The organism is Citrobacter sp. Cpo061 (genome assembly GCF_030332845.1).
Classification (GTDB): Bacteria; Pseudomonadota; Gammaproteobacteria; order Enterobacterales; family Enterobacteriaceae; genus Citrobacter; species Citrobacter portucalensis.
Genome location: NZ_JAOWHB010000043.1, coordinates 241,338 through 262,217, shown reverse-complemented (window position 1 = coordinate 262,217; position 20,880 = coordinate 241,338). Strand labels below are relative to the sequence as shown.

16 protein-coding genes are annotated in these 20,880 nt (G+C 52.0%); 10 read left to right on the top strand and 6 right to left on the bottom strand.

The window, feature by feature from the left end; all coding sequences use genetic code 11:
• The first annotated feature begins 36 nt into the window (after positions 1–36).
• The 6 genes from selA to OGX97_RS13830 all read left to right on the top strand — a co-directional run bounded on the left by selA (position 37) and on the right by OGX97_RS13830 (position 7,956).
• Positions 37–1,428 (top strand): L-seryl-tRNA(Sec) selenium transferase, encoded by a 1,392-nt coding sequence (selA, locus tag OGX97_RS13855; protein WP_100271769.1) that lies wholly within the window; start codon positions 37–39, stop codon positions 1,426–1,428.
• The gene (gene selB / locus OGX97_RS13850) at positions 1,425–3,269 is read left to right on the top strand and encodes a selenocysteine-specific translation elongation factor (RefSeq protein ID WP_235126187.1); all 1,845 of its coding nucleotides are present in this window, start codon (positions 1,425–1,427) and stop codon (positions 3,267–3,269) included. Before selA ends, selB begins: the two co-directional genes overlap by 4 nt.
• 188 nt (positions 3,270–3,457) lie before the next feature.
• Complete coding sequence (gene yiaY / locus OGX97_RS13845) at positions 3,458–4,609, top strand: L-threonine dehydrogenase (RefSeq protein WP_235126189.1); 1,152 nt, start codon at positions 3,458–3,460, stop codon at positions 4,607–4,609.
• A 92-nt stretch (positions 4,610–4,701) separates the two neighbouring features.
• A complete protein-coding gene (gene aldB, locus OGX97_RS13840; RefSeq protein WP_048215318.1) occupies positions 4,702–6,240 on the top strand; it encodes an aldehyde dehydrogenase AldB in 1,539 nt (512 codons plus the stop codon).
• Between the two features lie 250 nt (positions 6,241–6,490).
• Entirely contained in the window at positions 6,491–6,814 is a 324-nt protein-coding gene (locus OGX97_RS13835) for a DUF3302 domain-containing protein (protein WP_121540541.1), read from the top strand.
• Positions 6,815–6,819: 5 nt separating this feature from the next.
• A complete protein-coding gene (locus OGX97_RS13830; protein WP_003827345.1) occupies positions 6,820–7,956 on the top strand; it encodes an HlyD family secretion protein in 1,137 nt (378 codons plus the stop codon).
• A gap of 7 nt (positions 7,957–7,963) precedes the next feature.
• On the opposite strand, the gene OGX97_RS13825 is transcribed toward OGX97_RS13830, so the two are convergent.
• Positions 7,964–8,923, bottom strand: coding sequence for a LysR family transcriptional regulator (locus OGX97_RS13825; protein ID WP_057066862.1), 960 nt, complete (start codon positions 8,921–8,923; stop codon positions 7,964–7,966).
• 121 nt (positions 8,924–9,044) lie between these two features.
• Between OGX97_RS13825 and OGX97_RS13820 the strand changes: the two genes are divergently transcribed.
• The gene (locus tag OGX97_RS13820) at positions 9,045–9,785 is read left to right on the top strand and encodes a MipA/OmpV family protein (RefSeq protein WP_048215321.1); all 741 of its coding nucleotides are present in this window, start codon (positions 9,045–9,047) and stop codon (positions 9,783–9,785) included.
• 87 nt (positions 9,786–9,872) lie between these two features.
• On the opposite strand, the gene OGX97_RS13815 is transcribed toward OGX97_RS13820, so the two are convergent.
• Positions 9,873–11,828 carry a glycoside hydrolase family 127 protein gene (locus OGX97_RS13815; protein WP_079934338.1) on the bottom strand — a complete coding sequence of 652 codons (1,956 nt, stop codon included), beginning with the start codon at positions 11,826–11,828 and terminating at the stop codon, positions 9,873–9,875.
• A 10-nt stretch (positions 11,829–11,838) separates the two neighbouring features.
• The gene (locus tag OGX97_RS13810; RefSeq protein ID WP_286592507.1) at positions 11,839–13,239 is read right to left on the bottom strand and encodes an MFS transporter; all 1,401 of its coding nucleotides are present in this window, start codon (positions 13,237–13,239) and stop codon (positions 11,839–11,841) included.
• 252 nt (positions 13,240–13,491) lie between these two features.
• Between OGX97_RS13810 and OGX97_RS13805 the strand changes: the two genes are divergently transcribed.
• Positions 13,492–14,307: a helix-turn-helix domain-containing protein gene (locus tag OGX97_RS13805; protein ID WP_003827350.1), complete on the top strand. Its 816-nt coding sequence runs from the start codon at positions 13,492–13,494 to the stop codon at positions 14,305–14,307.
• 164 nt (positions 14,308–14,471) lie between these two features.
• Complete coding sequence (locus OGX97_RS13800; RefSeq protein ID WP_060682937.1) at positions 14,472–14,945, top strand: 4Fe-4S dicluster domain-containing protein; 474 nt, start codon at positions 14,472–14,474, stop codon at positions 14,943–14,945.
• A 34-nt stretch (positions 14,946–14,979) separates the two neighbouring features.
• Here the strand turns inward: OGX97_RS13800 and avtA are convergent, their stop codons facing one another.
• Both avtA and malS read right to left on the bottom strand, forming a co-directional pair.
• A complete protein-coding gene (avtA, locus tag OGX97_RS13795) occupies positions 14,980–16,230 on the bottom strand; it encodes a valine--pyruvate transaminase (protein WP_353622201.1) in 1,251 nt (416 codons plus the stop codon).
• A gap of 176 nt (positions 16,231–16,406) precedes the next feature.
• The gene (gene malS / locus OGX97_RS13790) at positions 16,407–18,437 is read right to left on the bottom strand and encodes an alpha-amylase (protein ID WP_235126199.1); all 2,031 of its coding nucleotides are present in this window, start codon (positions 18,435–18,437) and stop codon (positions 16,407–16,409) included.
• A 316-nt stretch (positions 18,438–18,753) separates the two neighbouring features.
• Between malS and OGX97_RS13785 the strand changes: the two genes are divergently transcribed.
• Entirely contained in the window at positions 18,754–19,578 is an 825-nt protein-coding gene (locus tag OGX97_RS13785; RefSeq protein ID WP_008786441.1) for a protein bax, read from the top strand.
• Positions 19,579–19,622: 44 nt separating this feature from the next.
• Here the strand turns inward: OGX97_RS13785 and xylR are convergent, their stop codons facing one another.
• Complete coding sequence (gene xylR, locus OGX97_RS13780; protein ID WP_003827365.1) at positions 19,623–20,801, bottom strand: D-xylose utilization transcriptional activator XylR; 1,179 nt, start codon at positions 20,799–20,801, stop codon at positions 19,623–19,625.
• Positions 20,802–20,880 lie beyond the last annotated feature (79 nt).

Sequence of the window (20,880 nt, the reverse complement as noted above, 5' to 3'; positions counted from 1 at the left end):
CACGGTGGAGAGGGCCACCAACAGCCAGGCCCTTTCATGACAACCGACATGCGTTCACTCTACAGCCAGCTTCCTGCTATCGATCGTTTATTGCGCGATAGCGCCTTCCCAGCCTTACGTGAATCTCACGGCCATACCCGGGTGGTTGACCTGCTGCGTCACATGCTCGATGAAGCCAGAGAAGCTATTCGCGACACGCACGCGCTCCCGGAATGGTGTGAGGACTGGGCGCAAGAAGCCAGCGCCCGGCTTGAACGAGAATCGCAAAGCGCGCTACGCCCGGTGATTAACCTGACCGGAACGGTGCTGCATACCAACCTTGGGCGCGCGTCGCAGGCCGAAGAAGCAATTGAAGCGGTGGTACAGGCGATGCGCACGCCGGTGACGCTGGAATATAGTCTGGATGATGCCGGGCGGGGACATCGGGATCGGGCCCTGGCGGATTTACTCTGCCGTCTGACGGGGGCGGAAGATGCCTGTATCGTCAATAACAATGCGGCAGCTGTTCTACTGATGCTGGCCGCCACGGCGAACGGCAAAGAGGTGGTTGTTTCTCGCGGCGAGCTGGTGGAAATTGGCGGCGCGTTTCGTATTCCGGACGTCATGTGTCAGGCCGGATGCATTCTACGCGAGGTGGGGACCACCAACCGGACCCATGCGAAAGATTACCGCCAGGCGGTGAATGAAAACACCGGTCTGCTGATGAAAGTGCATACCAGTAATTACAGCATTGAAGGCTTCACAAAGTCGGTGGATGAGGCGGAGCTGGCCGTAATTGGCCAGGAGCTGGATGTACCGGTGGTGGCGGATCTGGGTAGTGGTTCGCTGGTCGATCTCAGCCAGTATGGTTTGCCGCAGGAGCCGATGCCGCAGCAACTGATTGCTGCTGGCGTCAGTCTGGTGAGTTTCTCCGGCGATAAACTGCTGGGCGGGCCGCAGGCAGGGATAATTGTCGGTAAAAAAGAGATGATCGCTCGTTTGCAGAGCCATCCGCTGAAACGCGCATTACGGGCAGATAAAATGACACTGGCTGCGCTGGAAGCTACGCTACGGCTCTATCTGCACCCGGAAGCACTGGCGGAGAAGTTGCCGACGTTGCGCCAGCTCACCCGCTCACAAGAAGCGATCCACGCGCAGGCACAGCAATTACAGGCACAGCTTGCAGAGCATTACGGTGATGAGTTCGCCCTGAATGTGATGCCTTGCCTGTCGCAGATTGGCAGCGGCTCACTACCTGTTGATAGGCTGCCCAGCGCGGCGCTAACCTTTACCCCACATGACGGGCGCGGGAGCCGCCTTGAAGCGTTGGCAGCCCGTTGGCGTACGCTGCCCGTGCCGGTTATTGGGCGAATTTATGATGGCCGCTTATGGCTGGATCTGCGCTGCCTTGAAGACGAGACCCGGTTTATGGAGATGATGCTGAAATGATTATTGCAACCGCCGGACACGTTGACCACGGAAAAACAACGTTATTACAGGCGATTACCGGTGTGAATGCCGACCGTCTGCCGGAAGAAAAAAAGCGCGGCATGACCATCGATCTCGGCTATGCCTACTGGCCGCAGCCGGATGGGCGGGTGCTGGGGTTTATCGACGTTCCTGGACACGAAAAGTTTCTGTCCAACATGTTGGCGGGGGTCGGCGGCATCGATCACGCGTTGCTGGTGGTGGCGTGTGATGATGGCGTAATGGCGCAAACCCGTGAGCATTTGCAAATTCTGCAGCTGACGGGCAATCCGCAGATCACCGTGGTGCTCACGAAAGCCGACCGCGTAGACGAAGCAAGAATTGAAGAGGTGCGTGCGGAGATTCAGGCCACGCTGGGGAATTATGGTTTCGCGGAGTCGGTGCTTTTCGTCACTGCGGCCAGTGAAGGCCGTGGCATCGAGGAACTGCGTGACCATTTGTTGCAATTAACGTCGCGCGAGCATGCCCGCGATCACAGCTTCCGCCTGGCGATTGACCGCGCCTTTACGGTCAAAGGCGCGGGGCTGGTGGTAACCGGGACGGCGCTCAGCGGTGAAGTGAATGTCGGTGACACGCTGTGGCTCACGGGCGTCAACAAACCGATGCGCGTACGTAGCCTGCATGCACAAAATCAGGCCACCGACCGCGCGCAAGCGGGACAACGTATTGCGCTGAATATTGCCGGCGATGCGCAAAAAGAAGAACTAAACCGCGGCGACTGGCTGCTTTCCGATGCGCCGCCAGAGGCTTTTACCCGCGTGATTGTTTCTTTAGAACATGCCGCGCCGCTGATGCAGTGGCAACCGTTGCATATTCACCACGCGGCTAGCCATGTTACCGGGCGTATCTCTCTGCTTGAAGGGACACTAGCTGAACTGGTGTTTGATACACCACTCTGGCTTGCTGATAACGACCGTCTGGTGCTGCGTGATATTTCTGCCCGGACAACGCTGGCAGGTGCACGTGTTGTGACGCTTAATCCGCCGCGACGCGGAAAGCGTAAGCCGGAATATTTGCAGTGGCTGTCGGCGCTGGAAAACGCGCAGACTGACGGTGACGCCCTGGCGCTGCACCTGGCGCGTGGGGCGGTGAATATTCCTGACTTTGCCTGGGCGCGTCAGCTCAATGGCAACGGTATGCGTCCGTTGATTGAGCAACATGGATTTATTCAGGCGGGATACAGCCTGTTGAATGCCCCTGTTGCCGCGCGCTGGCAGCGGAAAGTTCTCGATACGCTGGCGACCTACCATGAGCAGCACCGTGATGAACCAGGGCCCGGGCGCGAGCGCCTGCGCCGTATGGCTTTGCCGATGGAAGACGAAGCGCTGGTATTGCTGCTAATTGAAAAGATGCGCGAGAGTGGCGCTATTCATAGCCATCATGGCTGGTTGCATTTGCCGGAACATAAGGCGGGTTTCAGCGATGAGCAGTTGGCAATCTGGCAAAAAGTAGAACCGCTTTTTGGCGATGAGCCGTGGTGGGTGCGCGATTTGGCAAAACAGACGGGAACGGATGAACAGATGATGCGTGTGGCGTTACGACAAGCGGCACAGCAAGGCATCATTACCGCGATCGTGAAAGATCGTTATTACCGTAACGATCGGATTGTGGCCTTTGCCAATATGATCCGCGAACTGGATCAGGAAAGGGGATCGACATGTGCCGCCGATTTTCGCGACAGGCTCAACGTTGGGCGCAAATTGGCTATCCAAATTCTGGAATATTTTGACCGCATTGGTTTTACTCGCCGTCGGGGAAATGATCATTTATTACGCGATGCCTTGCTGTTCCCTGAAAAATAATGAAACAATTAATTCATGGATTAAATGAATTAATACAAAATAGATGTTGATTGAAATAAGCACATTAGATTATGAACCTAATGTGCTTTTTAATTGTAAGTGTTATTAAAATAACAACCACGATCATATTTTGTTGGAAATTTCACTCGTATGCTTCCTACCTCTTTAGAGTAATTAAGGATCGTACAATGGCTGCTTCAACATTTTTTATTCCTTCCGTGAATGTAATCGGCGCTGACGCATTAAAAGACGCAATGAATACAATGGCGGAATATGGTTTTCGCCGTACGCTGATTGTTACGGATGCCATGCTGACGAAATTAGGTATGGCTGGCGATATTCAAAAAGCGCTACAGGAACATGATATTTCCAGCGTAATTTACGATGGTACGCATCCTAACCCCACGACCAGTAACGTTGCTGCTGGCCTGAAAATGCTGAAAGAAAATGACTGTGATAGCGTTATTTCTCTCGGCGGCGGCTCTCCACACGATTGTGCGAAGGGCATTGCGCTGGTGGCGGCTAATGGTGGCGATATTCGTGACTACGAAGGTGTAGACCGCTCTGCAAAACCGCAGCTGCCGATGATCGCCATCAACACCACGGCGGGTACGGCATCTGAAATGACCCGCTTCTGCATCATCACTGATGAAGTACGCCACATTAAAATGGCGATTGTGGATAAGCATGTTACACCGCTGCTGTCCGTCAATGACTCCTCGCTGATGGTCGGTATGCCGAAGTCTCTGACGGCGGCTACCGGTATGGATGCGCTGACTCACGCTATCGAAGCCTATGTTTCTATTGCTGCGACCCCCATTACCGATGCGTGCGCGCTTAAAGCCGTCACCATGATTGCGGAAAACCTGCCGGTCGCCGTGGAAGAGGGCGGCAATGCTCAGGCGCGCGAAGCCATGGCCTATGCGCAGTTCCTCGCAGGTATGGCCTTTAACAATGCCTCCCTTGGCTACGTGCATGCGATGGCGCACCAGCTGGGTGGCTTCTACGATCTGCCACACGGAGTATGTAATGCCGTACTGCTGCCGCATGTACAGGTATTTAATAGCAAAGTTGCTGCCGCCCGCCTGCGCGATTGCGCGGCTGCGATGGGCGTTAACGTGGCTGGACTGAGCGAAGAGCAAGGGGCGGAAGCCTGCATCGCGGCGATCCGCGAACTGGCGCAGAAAGTGAATATTCCGGCTGGGCTGCGTGAGCTGAACGTGAAAGAAGAAGATTTTGCCGTTCTGGCGACTAATGCCCTGAAAGATGCCTGTGGTTTCACTAACCCGATTCAGGCGACACATGAAGAAATCATGGCGATTTATCGTGCTGCCATGTAATTCGTGATACCTGTCGTAAAGCAGTAAAAGGCTGGCGAATAATTCGCCAGTCCCGTCTACCCTTGTAGTACCCCTACAGCAAGGAGACGGTCATGACCAATAACCCCCCTTCAACGCGTATTTATCCCGGCGAGTATGGTTACCCTCTGAAGTTAAAAGCCCGATACGATAACTTTATCGGCGGTGACTGGGTCGCACCGGTGGACGGTGAGTATTACCAAAACCTGACGCCGGTAACCGGGCAATTACTGTGCGAAGTGGCCTCTTCCGGCAAAAAGGACATCGATTTGGCACTGGATGCCGCGCACAAAGCAAAAGACAAATGGGCGCAGACTTCCGTGCAGGACAGGGCGGCGATTTTGTTCAAAATTGCCGATCGTATGGAGCAAAATCTGGAGCTGCTGGCGACGGCTGAAACCTGGGATAACGGTAAACCCATCCGTGAAACCAGCGCGGCAGATGTGCCGCTGGCGATTGACCATTTCCGCTATTTCGCGTCCTGTATTCGTGCACAGGAAGGGGGAATAAGCGAAGTTGATAGCGATACCGTGGCGTATCACTTCCATGAACCTCTTGGCGTGGTGGGGCAAATTATCCCGTGGAACTTCCCGCTGTTGATGGCCAGTTGGAAGATGGCGCCCGCCCTGGCTGCCGGTAACTGTGTCGTGCTTAAACCTGCGCGTCTGACGCCGCTGTCCGTGTTGTTGCTGATGGAAGTTGTCGGCGATCTGCTCCCGCCTGGCGTGGTGAACGTGGTAAACGGCGCGGGAGGGGAAATCGGTGAGTATCTGGCGACGTCAAAACGCATTGCAAAAGTGGCGTTTACCGGCTCAACGGAAGTTGGGCAGCAGATCATGCAGTACGCCACGCAGAACATTATCCCTGTCACGCTGGAGCTGGGCGGGAAATCCCCCAATATCTTCTTCGCGGACGTGATGGATGAAGAAGATGCGTTCTTTGACAAAGCGCTGGAAGGTTTTGCATTGTTTGCCTTCAACCAGGGCGAAGTATGTACCTGCCCGAGTCGGGCGCTGGTACAAGAATCCATTTACGAACGTTTTATGGAAAGAGCCATACGTCGGGTGGAAAGTATCCGTAGCGGCAACCCGTTAGACAGCGTGACGCAAATGGGCGCACAGGTGTCGCATGGTCAACTGGAAACCATTCTGAATTACATCGACATTGGTAAAAAAGAAGGGGCAGATGTTCTCACCGGCGGGCGGCGCAAGCAGCTGGATGGCGAGTTAAAAGAGGGGTACTACCTCGAACCGACCATTCTGTTTGGTAAGAACAACATGCGGGTTTTCCAGGAGGAGATCTTCGGACCGGTGCTGGCCGTCACGACGTTTAAAACCATGGAGGAAGCGCTGGAAATCGCTAATGACACCCAATATGGGCTTGGCGCTGGTGTCTGGAGTCGAAACGGAAATCTGGCTTACAAAATGGGGCGTGGGATTCAGGCGGGGCGAGTTTGGACCAACTGTTACCATGCTTACCCGGCGCATGCGGCGTTCGGCGGCTACAAGCAGTCGGGTATCGGGCGCGAGACGCATAAGATGATGCTTGAGCATTATCAGCAAACCAAATGCCTGTTAGTAAGCTACTCTGATAAACCACTGGGGCTGTTTTAATTTCACGTCACCTACTGCCCGGTCGCGTTTAGCGTACCGGGCATCAAGTTATGTCCTCAGGTAAGTGGCTGGGGTGAACGAACGCAGCCAAAAAAGAAGCAGCTCGAAAGACGACGGGTATATATAAACCCATATATCGTTATATAAATAAGATAATTGCATCCAATCTGGTCATTCCAATACTATTATCAACTCTATTGTTTAAATCAAATTGCATCCGAATTCCTTAATTTAAATCCCTGAGGCAAATATGTTCCTTAATTATTTTGCATTAGGAGTGCTTATTTTTGTATTCCTGGTCATTTTTTACGGGATTATTATTCTGCATGATATTCCCTATCTAATTGCAAAGAAACGTAACCATCCTCATGCCGACGCAATACATGTTGCGGGTTGGGTTAGTTTGTTTACCTTACATGTTATTTGGCCCTTTTTATGGATCTGGGCAACGCTTTATCGCCCGGAACGCGGGTGGGGCATGCAGAGCGCGGATTCTTCCCTGATCCAGCTTCAGGCAAGGGTTGCGGATCTGGAAAAGAAACTGGGTGAGGTCAAGACCTCTCCGGCGGAGTAATATCGATGGATTTACTGATTGTTCTGACCTATGTGGCGTGTGCATGGTCAATATTTAAAATTTTTAAAATTCCTGTAAATAAATGGACAGTTCCTACCGCGGCATTAGGCGGTATATTCATTGTTTGCGGACTTATATTACTGATGAATTATAACCATCCGTATACATTTAAGGCACAAAAAGCGGTAATTTCTATTCCCGTGGTGCCGCAGGTAACGGGTGTAGTGACAGAAGTAACGGATAAGAAGAATACGCTAATCAAAAAAGGCGAGGTTCTGTTTAAGCTTAATCCAGGGCGTTATCAGGCGCGGGTCGATCGCCTGAAGGCTGATATTGTTACCGCACAGCATAAAGAGCAGGCTCTGGTTGCGCAGTTAGACGAAATGAAAGCCAACACGCAGCGGGCAAAGGCCACGCGTGACAAACTGGCAAAAGATTACCAGCGCTATGCGCAGGGGAGTCAGGCGAAAGTGAATCCTTTTTCTGAACGCGATATCGATGCGGCGCGCCAAAACTACCTGGCGCAGGAAGCCTCGGTGAAATCCTCCGTTGCAGAACAACAGCAAATTCAGAGCCAGTTGGACAGCCTAGTACTGGGTGAGAATTCGCAAATTGCCAGCCTGAAAGCACAGCTAGCGGAAGCAGAGTTCAACCTGGACCAGACCGTGGTTCGCGCGCCCAGCGATGGTTACGTCACTCAGGTGCTGATGCGCCCAGGAACCTATGCCGCCGCGCTGCCGATGCGCCCGGTCATGGTATTCATCCCGGATCAGAAACGACAAATTATCGCCCAGTTCCGTCAAAACTCGTTGTTGCGACTGGAGCCAGGCGATGAAGCGGAAGTGGTGTTTAATGCCCTGCCGGGTAAGGTGTTTAGCGGTAAACTGGCCGCCATTAGTCCGGCAGTACCGGGTGGTACATACCAGTCGAACGGGGCACTGCAATCTTTAAACTCTACGCCTGGTTCGGAAGGGGTAATCGCCACGATTGAGCTGAACGACAATGCGGATGTGAATGCGTTGCCTGATGGGATCTACGCGCAGGTCGCCGTTTACTCTGACCACTTCGAACATGTGTCGGTAATGCGCAAGGTGTTGCTGCGGATGACCAGTTGGGTGCATTACCTGTATCTCGACCACTAAGCGCAGGCTATTTCGCTTGCTCAGGCTGTCGTATCGCCTGAGCAAGCTGCTGACGTATCTCCGCGAGCATTGCATCGAGAATATACTGCACTCGCCAGGGCTGGTATTCACGCTTGCGGAAAATCGCCACTAAATCCAGCCACCATTCATGTTGCTCCGAGAAACACGGGACCAGCATCTCGGAACGACAATCTCTTTGCACACTTTCATTTGGCGCAAAAACAATCCCCAAATGATTACGTGCCAGCGCCAGTGCGGATTGTGTATTGTCGCAGATGTAATTTCCCGTCACACGATAGTCGCGCATCTTTTTGTCTTCAGCAGAATTGAATCGCCAAATGTTGGCATCATCAATCATCATAGAATCAATTAGAATGCAGGAATGGTTAACTAATTCATCAGGACTACTAATAGGATTCTTGGTGAGATATTCCCGACTGGCAAAAGCAATAACCGCATATTTAGTGATGAAACTGGCGACCAGTGATTCATCTTTAGGATGAGCATAGGAAAGTAAAATATCACAATCGTCAGGAAAGTCGACGCCTTCATAAAATGCTTTGCGATCCAGGTTATAGGTTTTTAGCACCAGACTGATATCGCCAATATCCATTATTTTTGCAATAACATGTTGCGATAAGTAAGCAATAATTCCGGTTGGTGCATATACCGTTACTTTGCCACGTTTCTCGTGCTTATAATCAGCAATGAAATTATTTAACTGCTCATTTCTGTCTAACATGTCATTGATGTAAGGAAGTAACGCGATACCAAACGGCGTGAGGGTCAGTTGTCGGGTGGTGCGGTCAAATACCTTTAGCCCCACTTTTGATTCAAAATCAGCAAGATACTTACTTACGTTGGCCTGAGCAATGCCGAGAACAGTAGCGGCATGGCTGATATTTTCACTGGCAGCAATTACCGAAATAATCTTCAGTTCCCGGTGTTTAAGTTGTAATTTATTCATCGCCAAGCCCAATATATATAATTTTATATATATTACTATATAAATAAGAACCTTGCACCGATGAAATTGTAAGCATTATTATGCACCCGCTTTGTAGCTTATTTTAAAATGGAATGTTGGCATGTTAATTAAACGCAATATTGTGGCGCTGCTCGCCTTTTCTTTTATGGCGAGTGCAACTGCCGCAGAATTTTCTATTGGCGCTGGCGCTGTATATAATGAATCACCTTATCGCGGGTATAATGATAATGTTCATGCAGTACCGCTTGTCAGTTATGAAAGTGAATCATTTTATTTTAGGCAAACAACGCTAGGTTATATTTTGTCTAAGAGTGAAAGTAATGAATTTAGTATTACTGCCTCTTATATGCCGCTTGAGTTTGATCCCGGCGACAATGACGATCACGCGATGAAAACGCTGGATAAGCGTGACGCAACTGCAATGGCGGGTGCCGCGTGGTATCACCATGAAAGATGGGGTAGCGTGAAAGTCTCCGCTGCTGCGGATGTGCTGGACAACAGTAATGGCTGGGTAGGGGAAGTTTCACTGTTCCGTCCAATGCCGATGGGCAAGCTGACGCTGACGCCATCAATTGGCGTGCTCTACTATGACGAAAAATTCAATGAATACTACTACGGCATTTCGGGTAATGAGTCCCGTCGTAGTGGCTTATCAAGCTATTCCCCAGGCGATAGCTGGACACCGTATGTTGGCCTGTCCGCTAAATACGCATTAACCACTAACCTGACGCTGCTGGCAAGCGCCAACTATAGCGCACTGCCGGATGACATTAAAAATAGTCCGATGGTTGATCGTGATGACAGCTTCACCTTTATGTCCGGTCTGACCTGGCGTTTCTGATTCTCACCCGTTTGTCCTCAGGGAGGAGGGCAATCTTTTCATGAGACATTGACGGATGGGGGCTAACCGCCGCCATCCGCCTTATTATTACTGCTCGTTTATCCAGATACGCATTTCGCCTTCACCACGGTTTGCCCAGCTAAACCACGGAATAAACGTCAATGTATGCGCCTGGCGCGAAGCTGGGGAAACATCGTAGTGCCACAACGATTGTTGTGCTGCATCGGCAGTACTTTGCTTCACGCCTTCAGCCTGAATTAACATTTTATGGCTGAACAATCCCTTACCCTCGAATACTCTGAACTCACTCTCTTTTGGCAACCACAGGTTATGCAATTCCTCACCGTTATCGGCCTGCTCCAGGCAATACACCAGCGGTCCACGCTGAATGGCGACCTTACCGGCGACATGACGCACTAATGGATTTCCGTATACCCGACGCACCGGCATTGGCAGGGTCAGACTGAGCGTATCGCCTTCCTGCCAGGTTCGGCTGATGTGCAAATAGCCTTTGCGAATATCCTGCTCAACTGGCTGACCATTCAGTAAAACCTGCGGTGCGGTACACCAGTCTGGCAGGCGCAGGGCCAGGGTGTGATATATCGACTGCGGTGATTCGATGGCGATTTTCACCTGCTCATGCCATGGATAATCCCCGCTAATGCGCAGCTTGAGCGAGCCATCCGCCACGGGGACTTCCATGCTATTGCCCACGTACATATTGATATACAGCGCGTCCTGACGTGGTGTGTAGATGTAATGACCAATAGAGGTGAGTACACGGGCGATATTCGGCGGGCAACAGGCGCAGCCAAACCAGCGCTGACGAACGGGTTTCACGTGGTCATAAATATGATTGAATTTTAATGATTTAGGATGCACTTCCAGCGGGTTCACATAGAAGAAGTGCTTGCCATCGAGCGCCATCCCGCCCAATACGGTGTTATACAGGGCGCGCTCCATCACGTCGGCATACTGGCTGTCTGCCTCCATCTCCAGCATTCTGCGGGCGAACATCATTAGACCGATTGAGGCGCAGCTTTCCGCATACACGGAGTCGTTAGGCAGATCGTAATCGCTGCTAAACGCCTCTCCGCTGCTTTGTGAACCGATCCCGCCGGTAATGTACAACTGACGCTGGGCCATGTTTTTCCACAGACGCAGGCAATCCTGACGCTTGCCTTCGTCCTGACTCAAGCGTGCCAGATGCGCCACGCCGGTCATCAGATAAACAAAACGTACTGCATGACCGATCGCCGTTTGCTGTTCTGAAATGGGCTGATGAGCCTGGCTATAGGGTTTGTCTTTCACCATCCATGCCGGGCCGTAAGTATGCCAGTAAGAGGTTTGGCCGCGCTTTTCGTACTCTTCGTCATAGAAATGGGGTTGCGCGCCGCGCTGCTCCACAAAGTAATTTACCAGCGCCATGTAGCGTGGTTGTTGGGTCACTTCGTATAAGCGCATTAACGCCAGCTCAACTTCCGGGTGTCCCGGATAGCCGCGCAGTTGATTCTCTCCAAGCCCGAAAACGTTATCGATGTGGTCCGCCAGACGGCACACTACGTCTAAAAGACGACGTTTTCCCGTCGCCTGAAAGAACGCGACGCCTGCTTCGATCAAATGACCTGCACAGTACAACTCATGACACTCGGCGAGGTTAGTCCAGCGTTCATCCGGGGCTTTCACTGTAAAGTATGTATTGAGATAGCCGTCTTCACACTGCGCAGCGGCCACCAACTCGATGACCTCATCTGCGGTTTTCTCAAGTTCCGCATCAGGTTTCTGGCACAGGGACCAGGCGACTGCCTCCAGCCATTTCGCTACGTCGCTATCCTGAAAAACCATGCCGTAAAATTCGCCATCCTGCAGTCCTGCGGCGATACGAAAGTTCTCTATCGCATGACTTGGTTCCGCCTCTGCAATGCGGTCATTCAGCGCATCCCACTGGTAGGGGATCACTACATCACGGACCAACTGTTGGTATTGTCCGAGGAACGGATCGCTGACGGTGAGCTTATGCAGGTCGACTTCCAGTACGTTCATTTCGTGCTCCTTAAGGCTGTACATGACGCTGACGCAGATCGGTGGCAATGCGCGACATCATCGGATTATTGAGTTTGCAGATGCGGATAGACAGCGCCAACAGCAGGTGGAACAGCGCGGGAAGCAGCGTCTCCATCGCGGTAATTCCTTGCAGCGAACTGGCGGTTTGGTTACCAGCGCCTGGCTGATAGGCGACAAAAATAAATAACAGGCTGATGATCCCCGCGCTTGAGGCCCAGGCCAGCTTGATGAAAAACAGGTTGAAGGCGAAATTCATGCCGGAAGAACGCACGCCGGTTTTCCACTCGCCGTAATCGTCGGCAAAGGCCATCAGCGAGAAGTGCAGAGGCAGCGTAAAGCCCAGAATAATGCCGTTGCCGAGAATAACCGCCAGCCATAATGTTTGATAAGCCGGACCGGTCGGCAGGAACCACATCATCACTGCCAGGGCTGCCAGCACCAGGTTGGTGTAGTAATAGAGTTTGACGGTATCTATACGGCGGGTCAGCGGGCTGACAACCACTGAACCGATGATGGACGCAAAGGTCACCATGGTGAAAAACAGCGACGTGTAAGCGGTACTGCCTTCCAGCACGTAGGTAATGAAATACATGTACCCGCCGCCACGAATATTGAAGACGTTAATCAGCAGGAAAGACATCACCAGCATTAGCAGCAACTGGTCATTTTTGCGTAGCCCACCAATGTGATCACGCAGGGTAAATTTCCCCATCATCGCCAGCGGCACACGCTCGCGAACCCAGAAGAAGCAGCACAGGAACATCACCACAGCGATGGCGCACAGGATGCCCACGCCGAACTGATAACCCTGCGCGACATTGCCCTGACCCAGAATATCCACCATCCACGGCAGACCAACGGAGACAAGGAATCCCGCCACGCCGCACAGCACAAAGCGCCAGGACTGACAGGCGATCACCTCGTTATGGCGGGTCGTCATGGTGTTGATCAGCGCACAATACGGTACGTTGATGGCGGTATAGCCGACAGAGAGCAGTAGATAGGTGCCGAATGCCCAGGCGATTTTTACGCTCATGCTGGCGTCAGGGACGGTAAACGTGAGTACGCCAATGATGCCAATGGGAATTGCCACCCACAGCTGCCATGGGCGAAAACGCCCCCAGCGGCTTTGCGTGCGGTCGGCAAGTATGCCCATTATCGGATCGGAAATGGCATCAAATACGCGCAGGGCGATAAACAATGTGCCGACCAGCGCGGGCGTTAACCCGAAGACATCGGTGTAGAAAAATGTCAGGAAGTTCATGATCAGACAGGTAATTACCGTCCCACCTGCATCGCCTAACCCATAACCTATTTTTTCACGCAGGGATAATTTGTCGTCCTGGGCACGCTGTGCCAAATCAGATGTCGTAATCGGAGCCGAAGTCATAAATAACTCCCGGAGAGGATGTTCAGAAAGTATCCCGCTACGTTGCGGGTTATTTGTTTGTAATTTGCAAAGTACGTTATTTATTCTGCACGAAATGTTTGGGTCAACAAGGGAAGAGAAAAGTATAAAAAGATGACAATTCCGACTTCATTATAAAAATGTGATTTCGATCCAGCGAAAAGCAAGTTTATCGTGAATAATCAATAATAAAGAGCAGTTTAAATAATGCAAAAAGCGGGAATTTGAATATATATGCTCGAATTATCCATGTCTCTTCCGATTAAAGTGCAAAATGGTGGGCTATTTATTTCCCGAGGTGTGGGAAGCCATCCGGCGCGGCAATTGCAATCCTGGGAAATCATCTTTGTCGAAAAAGGGACATTAACGATTCGCGAAGGTCAGACCGTTTTTTGCGTGAATGCTGGAGAAAGTTTGCTGTTATGGCCGCAGCGTTCGCATATTGGTGTGGGACAGTTTCCGGCTGATTTAAAATTTTACTGGCTACACTTTGAGGTGACAGCAGAAAACGATGCTTCACTTACAGAACCGTTGCTTGCGATTCCTCAGCATGCCCGGGTTAGCGAGCCACAATATATTATTTCGCTGTTTCGCCAGTTCTTACGCGAGCAGGAAAATATTCATCGCAGCGTTGCGCTGGAACTGATCCTACTGCTGATTTTGCAGCAAATCTCCGCGGCGGCTAGTGAGCAACCCGCAGATAGCCCCGGTAATGCGCTGGCATGGAAAGCGCAACAAATAATCCACACCCAGTTCCACCTGCCGATTAGTGCCTCAACTCTGGCGAAAGAGCTGCATTGCAATGCGGATTATCTGGGGCGTGTATTCCGGAGCGCTTTCCGGCTGACGCTAACTGAAGCATTGCATCGCCAGCGGGTAAGGGCGGCAGAAAAGCTGTTGATCAGTGACTCGCTGTCGCTTACCGAAGTGGCGATTAAATGTGGATTTAATGATGTGGGTTACTTTCGTAAAATCTTTCGTAAGCATACCAGCCTGACGCCTGCGGCGTGGAAAAGGCGCTACTGCAAAGAGCATATTAATTCGGCGTAAATGAGGATCGCCGGGGGCGCTATGCTTACCCGGCCTAAAAAATTGCAGGCAATCCCCAAAGTCGTTCAGTCACCTGACAATATTTAACCGTTTCCCCTGTCCGATCAAAGCGTCAGGGGCAGTCTCTCTGGCACTCTGTGGTTTTCACGCAGAGGGAGGGGGCAATGAACGCGTTTATTATGGCGGATGCGGCAAAATGTATTGGGTGTCGTACCTGCGAAGTTGCCTGCGTCGTCGCGCATCAGCAAAACCAGGACTGTGCTTCGGTCTCTTCTTCTGCGTTTATACCGCGGATTCGGGTCATCAAAGACGACGCCTTTACCACGGCGGTCGCCTGCCATCAATGCGAAGACGCTCCCTGTGCGAATGTTTGTCCAACTCACGCCATTCGTCGTGAACATGGGCATATCTTCGTTGAACAGGCACGTTGTATTGGTTGTAAAAGCTGTATGCTGGCCTGCCCGTTTGGGGCAATGAATGTCGTTGCCCGTTCGTCGCGGGTGCAGGCGATAAAATGCGATTTGTGCTGGCATCGCGAGGCGGGACCAGCGTGTGTCGAAGCCTGCCCGACCAGCGCGTTGCAGTGTATTGATGTCGTCAGTATTCAGCGCCAGCGCCTGCGTTCACAGCCGCTGTGAAGTGAGCCCGACCCGCACTTGGGTCGGGTTTGCGTTAGCCTTCCAGCCAGGCGCGTTCGATCTCTTCAGCCAGAATCTTCACGCCAGCTTCGATTTTCTCCGGCTCTGGCACGTAGTTCATCCGCATGCACTGATGGGTATGCGGCCAGGGTTTATCCAGCCCCGGGAAGAAGTAGTCACCAGGAACCATCAGTACGCCGCGTGCTTTCAGACGCTGATACAACAGTTCGGTGGTGATCGGTAAATCTTTGAACCATAGCCACAGGAAAATCGCGCCTTCAGGTTTATGGATAAGGCAGCGATCTTCAGACAAGTAGCGGCGAATAATCGCAATCGTCTCCTGAACGCGCTGATAGTAAAACGGCTTGATAACCGTTTCGGACAGGCGCAGCAGATCGTTACGTTTAATCATCTCGCACATCATCGCCGGTCCCATCCCGCCAGGTGCAAGGCTGATGATGCCGTTCATATTGGTAATCGCAGTGATGATTTTTTCATTCGCGATAATGATACCGCAGCGGGAGCCTGGCAGACCCAGCTTGGAAAGGCTCATGCACAACACAATGTTGGGGTTCCACAGTGGGCGTGCTTCGCTAAAGATAATGCCTGGGAATGGTACGCCATAGGCGTTATCAATCACCAGCGGGATCCCATGCTGGTTGGCCAGCCGGTCCAGCTTCATCAGCTCGTCGTCGGTGATCACGTTGCCTGTCGGGTTAGTGGGGCGCGATACGCAGATCATCCCTGTCTCTTCACCGATGTGCAGGTGTTCAAAATCAACGTGATACTTAAACTGGCCTTCCGGTAGCAGCTCAATGTTCGGACGTGCTGAGACGAAGAGATCTTCTTCCAGCCCGGAATCGGCATAGCCAATGTATTCCGGCGCTAACGGGAATAACACTTTTTGCGTTGTTCCGTCAGCGTGGCGTCCGGCGAACAGATTGAATAAGTAGAAAAACGCGCTCTGACTGCCATTTGTCAGTGCAATATTTTGTGGCTCGATATCCCAACCCTGCTTCTCACGTAGCAGTTTCGCCAGTTCAGACAGTAGCTCGGTTTTCCCTTGCGGACCGTCATAATTGCAAAGCGCATCAGTGGCTTTGCCGTTTGCCAGCATATCTGTCAGCAGAGACTGGAAGTAATTTTGCATCTCTGGAATTTGCGCCGGATTACCACCGCCGAGCATGATGGCGCCTGGGGTGCGTAAACCGTCGTTGAGGTCCTCCATCAGGCGGGTGATGCCTGAATGGCGGGTAAATTTGTCGCCAAAAAGTGAGAATGTCATAGCAGGGGGTCTGTCGAACTGAGTAGTAAAGTGGCTAACCATAGCGCTACCTATGGCAGGGTGCAAATCAGGGGGAGCGGGCTGGATTGATGTTTTGTGCTACAGATGTTTGCCTGGCTGGTTTTTTATTTTGTGTTGGGCTTCCCGCTGTATGCACAGCGAGAAGCCTGTTGGGATCAGGGCTGACCGGCCCACACCACCATCACCTTATCGTCGCCATGCTCGCGGATAAATCCGTATCCCTGCTTCAATGTCAGCGTGGTCTGTTTACCAGCACCGATGGCGGGATGTCTGGCCCGGAACTGACTGATGCGCTGCCAATGAGTGACGCTGGCGGCAGATTTCCCGGCCACATCCGGCCAGTTCATTTCTGAGCGCGTACCCTGCAATGGGTCTGAACCTGTTGGTCCAAAGGGCCGGGCCGACTCGTCTCCGTAAAAGAGTTGTACCGCGCCTGGCGCCAGCAGCAATAGCTCGGCGGCTTTGTCTCCACCTTCGCGGAACAGACGCGTATCGTGCGAGGAAAGATAGCTCAGAACGTTGAAATCCTGTAGTTTTTCAGCCATTTGTTGCCAGGTGACATCCATATTTGCCAGACAATCGACGGCCTTTGCCGCCTGCTCCTGATAGTCGAAATTGATCATCGCATCAAAGCCGTGACGGTAATAGTCGCTTTGCATCACGCCGTGACCCCAGGCCTCGCCGGTCATCCAGAAAGGTTTGTCATCAAGCGCTTTATCCGGGTTCGCTTTCTTCCATTCAACCAGCGCCGCGCTGGCCTGTGTTTTTAACTGCTGCCAGGCGGGAAGTTCGACGTGTTTGGCGGTATCGACCCGAAACCCGTCAATCCCGTAATCACGCACCCACTGGCTGAGCCAGTGGGTCAGATAATCGCGGGGCGTATAACCAGCAATAGCTTTAGCGTGCGTATCCGGTTTGTGTTGATAAAAGTTTGGCAGCCCGGAAGGCGTGGTGGATTCGGTTTTCAGATCGGGCAGGAAAGCCAGCGACATGGTCAGGTCGTCAAAACCCGGATTGTCGTAATCGCCAATATCGGTGCGGATCCAGTTTTTCCCCCACCATTTTTCCCAGCCTGCTTTATCGCTGAAGTTGATGTAATCATTAAAGCTGTGCCAGCTTTGCCCGGCGGCTGGCTTCCAGTCCGTCCAGCGTTCACCGAGCGTGTTTTTCAGTTCATGGCCCGACAAGTACAGGGCCCCAAACTGATACTCCTGCATATCCGCCAGCGTGGCGTAGCCGGTATGATTCATGACGACATCAAACAGGATGCGAATGCCGCGCTGGTGCGCGCCGTCAACCAGCGCACGCAGGTCAGCTTCATTACCCATATTCGCATCGAGCGTGGTCCAGTCCTGAGTGTAATAGCCGTGGTAAGCATAATGGGGGAAATCGCCTTTGGTGCCACCGCCGACCCAGCCGTGGATTTGCTCAAACGGCGCGCTGATCCATAACGCATTGACGCCCAGTTGTTGCAGATAGTCGAGTTTGCTGGCAAGACCGCGTAAATCGCCCCCGTGGAAGGTGCCAATTTCCTGCATGCCATCGCTGCGCCGACCGTAGCTGTGGTCGTTGCTCGGGTCACCATTTACAAAGCGGTCTGTCAGGACGAAATACACCGTAGCGTTATGCCAGTCGAAAGCGGCCGGGGCATCGGTTTCCGCCCGTTCCAGCAGCAACAGTCCGTTACTGGCTGCGGCAGGCTGTAGGGTAATTGTCCCATTTTTTACCGTTGCCGTTTTCTGGCTGTAGAAATCGCGCACCACGGCACCTTCCGGAAAGGTCTGGCTCACATCCAGTGTTAACGGCGAACCATCCCATTTCGGGCACTGGCGAATCTGGGTCGTGACAGGGTCTGCTGCGCTTTTTACCGAGAGCATCAACGTTGGCGTTCCGGAGCGGGTATCCACTTCCAGCGTGTAATCGCCGTCTTTGAATAAGCGCCATTGCGGCGGGGCGCCTTCACACGGTTTTAGCGACAGCATCTGGTTGAGTTTTATCGCATCAGCAGGCTGCCAGCACTGTTGGTCAAAATTTAGGATTAAAGGACGCGTACCCTTCGTCAACGCTGCATGGCTGACGAATTTACCCGTACCTTCCGCTTCGAAGGTGGGGAGTCCCTGAGAAGTCCATGATGAGGCGATGGCAATGCCGGGCATGAGCGCCAGCGCAACGGCGGCAAGTTTCATAATGCTGTCCTTGGTGCTGCGATTTTCGCCAGTTTGCCAGTGAAATCAGGCCGGAAACTCCTCCTTTGAGTCGATTCCGCCAGGAGGAGAAGTGAGGGTGAGCGATCGCGCGCAAAAAATGAACTTATTTTGCGATAACCTCCACATTTTCTTCGAATTAATAGCACCCTGAACCGTTAATGCGTGACATGGTTTCAGAATTGGACTATTCCTTTGGGTGCTCTTGACGGCTATTTTTGATATGATTTGAGATTCATCTCTCATTTTTGTGAAAAATATAAGGTGTTGGAATGTATAAATCCGACCAGGAGACCTAATGATATTGACTCCCATTCGACGATATGGGGCAATGATTCTTATGTTACTCACCGTTGCATTTTCGGGTGAGGTGCTGGCAAAGACACACACGGCGACAACGAGTCACAAGCCCCAGGTAATCAAGACAAGTAATACACAGGTAAGCAGTAAACAAGAGTATTCTCGCAATAGTGCAAAGAGTAGTTCACTTCCTGATTTGCGAAAATACCCTTCCGGAACACCAAGGAAAAAAGCGTTTCTCCGGACGGTTATGCCTTATATTACCAGTCAAAATGCTGCCATTACGGCGGACCGTAACTGGCTGATTTCAAAACAGTACCAGAACCGCTGGTCACCGACTGAGCGTACGCGTATGAAAGACATCGCGAAGCGCTACAAGGTGAGCTGGTCTGGCAACACGCGTAAAATCCCATGGAATACGCTGCTTGAGCGCGTAGACATTATCCCGACCAGTATGGTGGCAACCATGGCTGCGGCTGAAAGTGGCTGGGGTACGTCGAAGCTGGCGCGTAGCAACAACAACCTGTTTGGCATGAAATGTGGCAAAGGTCGTTGTAACAATGCCCCGGGTAAGGTGAAAGGCTACTCACAGTTTGAATCGGTGAAAGAGTCGGTGAATGCTTACGTCATCAACCTGAACACGCATCCGGCTTACTCTTCATTCCGTAAGTCACGTGCGCAGCTGCGTAAAGCCGATCAGGAAGTCACCGCTACCGCGATGATTCATAAGCTGAAGGGTTATTCCACTAAAGGACAGAGCTACAACAACTATCTGTTCGCAATGTATCAGGATAACCAGCGTTTAATCGCCGCGCATATGTAATTCTGTGTGCCGGATGGCGGCTTCGCCGCATCCGGCAATAATCCTCACAGCAACACTTCGCTGTTCACATCGCGATACTCTTTGGGCGTCGTGTCATACTCTTTCTTAAAGACCGAATAAAAGTATTGCAGAGACGGATAGCCGCACATCTGTGAGATTTCGTTGATTGAAAGCGTGGTAGATATCAACAGGCTGCGCGCTTTTTCCAGCTTTTCGGCATGAATCACGGCGTGGATAGTCTCTCCAACTTCTTCTTTAAAACGCTTCTCCAGATTCGAACGAGAAATCCCCACTGAATCCAGCACTTGTTCAACCTTAATACCTTTACAGGCATGGTTGCGGATAAAGTGCATCGCCTGAATCACCGCCGGATCGGTTAATGAACGGTAGTCGGTTGAGCGGCGTTCAATGACGCGCACCGGAGGAACCAGTGTACGTTGCAGCGGCAGCTCTTCATTTGCCAGTAAACGATGTAAGAGCTTAGCGGCCTGATACCCCATCTGCCTGGCTCCCTGAGCCACGGATGAAAGCGCCACCCGCGACAGATAGCGGGTCAGTTCTTCGTTGTCGATCCCAATCACACACAGCTTTTCCGGAACCGGAATATGCAGGTGTTCGCAAACTTGCAGGACGTGTCGTGCTCGTGCATCGGTAACGGCGATAATACCGGTTTGCGGCGGTAGTGTTTGTAGCCAGTCCGCCAGACGATTTTGCGCGTGCTGCCAGTTTTCCGGTGCGGTTTCCAGCCCCTGATAGACAACGCCGCGGTACTTCTCTTTGGCAACCAGCTGGCAAAACGCATATTCACGTTCCGCGGCCCAGCGTTTGCCGCTTGACGATGGCAGACCATAGAATGCAAAGCGGTTAACCCCTTTTTCCTTCAGGTGCAGGAAAGCGCTTTCTACCAACGCATGGTTGTCGGTGGCGATGTAATGTACCGGTGGATAATCTTGCTCCAGATGGTAGGAGCCTCCAACGCCGATGATGGGAACTTCAACATCGGCAAGTAATTGCGCAATATCATCATCGTCATAATCAGCAATAACGCCGTCGCCTAACCAGTCTTTAATATTATCGATACGGGCGCGGAAATCTTCCTCAATGAATATATCCCACTCGGATTGCGATGCCTGTAAATATTCACCCACACCTTCTACCACCTGGCGGTCGTAGGCTTTATTGGCATTAAATAGCAGAGTGATGCGGTGACGTTTATCAAACATAAGAACCTGTCCTGGAAAGGTTAACGTGGGCCTGTCGATACTAGCAAAACCGCAGGTACGACTGCTTGATGAAGCGTGA

Bases quoted from the DNA above. Each gene is read 5' to 3' on its own strand.
- selA (WP_100271769.1), top strand. From the start codon at position 37: ATGACAACCGACATGCGTTCACTCTACAGCCAGCTTCCTGCTATCGAT.
- selB (WP_235126187.1), top strand. From the start codon at position 1,425: ATGATTATTGCAACCGCCGGACACGTTGACCACGGAAAAACAACGTTA.
- yiaY (WP_235126189.1), top strand. From the start codon at position 3,458: ATGGCTGCTTCAACATTTTTTATTCCTTCCGTGAATGTAATCGGCGCT.
- aldB (WP_048215318.1), top strand. From the start codon at position 4,702: ATGACCAATAACCCCCCTTCAACGCGTATTTATCCCGGCGAGTATGGT.
- OGX97_RS13835 (WP_121540541.1), top strand. From the start codon at position 6,491: ATGTTCCTTAATTATTTTGCATTAGGAGTGCTTATTTTTGTATTCCTG.
- OGX97_RS13830 (WP_003827345.1), top strand. From the start codon at position 6,820: ATGGATTTACTGATTGTTCTGACCTATGTGGCGTGTGCATGGTCAATA.
- OGX97_RS13825 (WP_057066862.1), bottom strand. From the start codon at position 8,923: ATGAATAAATTACAACTTAAACACCGGGAACTGAAGATTATTTCGGTA.
- OGX97_RS13820 (WP_048215321.1), top strand. From the start codon at position 9,045: ATGTTAATTAAACGCAATATTGTGGCGCTGCTCGCCTTTTCTTTTATG.
- OGX97_RS13815 (WP_079934338.1), bottom strand. From the start codon at position 11,828: ATGAACGTACTGGAAGTCGACCTGCATAAGCTCACCGTCAGCGATCCG.
- OGX97_RS13810 (WP_286592507.1), bottom strand. From the start codon at position 13,239: ATGACTTCGGCTCCGATTACGACATCTGATTTGGCACAGCGTGCCCAG.
- OGX97_RS13805 (WP_003827350.1), top strand. From the start codon at position 13,492: ATGCTCGAATTATCCATGTCTCTTCCGATTAAAGTGCAAAATGGTGGG.
- OGX97_RS13800 (WP_060682937.1), top strand. From the start codon at position 14,472: ATGAACGCGTTTATTATGGCGGATGCGGCAAAATGTATTGGGTGTCGT.
- avtA (WP_353622201.1), bottom strand. From the start codon at position 16,230: ATGACATTCTCACTTTTTGGCGACAAATTTACCCGCCATTCAGGCATC.
- malS (WP_235126199.1), bottom strand. From the start codon at position 18,437: ATGAAACTTGCCGCCGTTGCGCTGGCGCTCATGCCCGGCATTGCCATC.
- OGX97_RS13785 (WP_008786441.1), top strand. From the start codon at position 18,754: ATGATATTGACTCCCATTCGACGATATGGGGCAATGATTCTTATGTTA.
- xylR (WP_003827365.1), bottom strand. From the start codon at position 20,801: ATGTTTGATAAACGTCACCGCATCACTCTGCTATTTAATGCCAATAAA.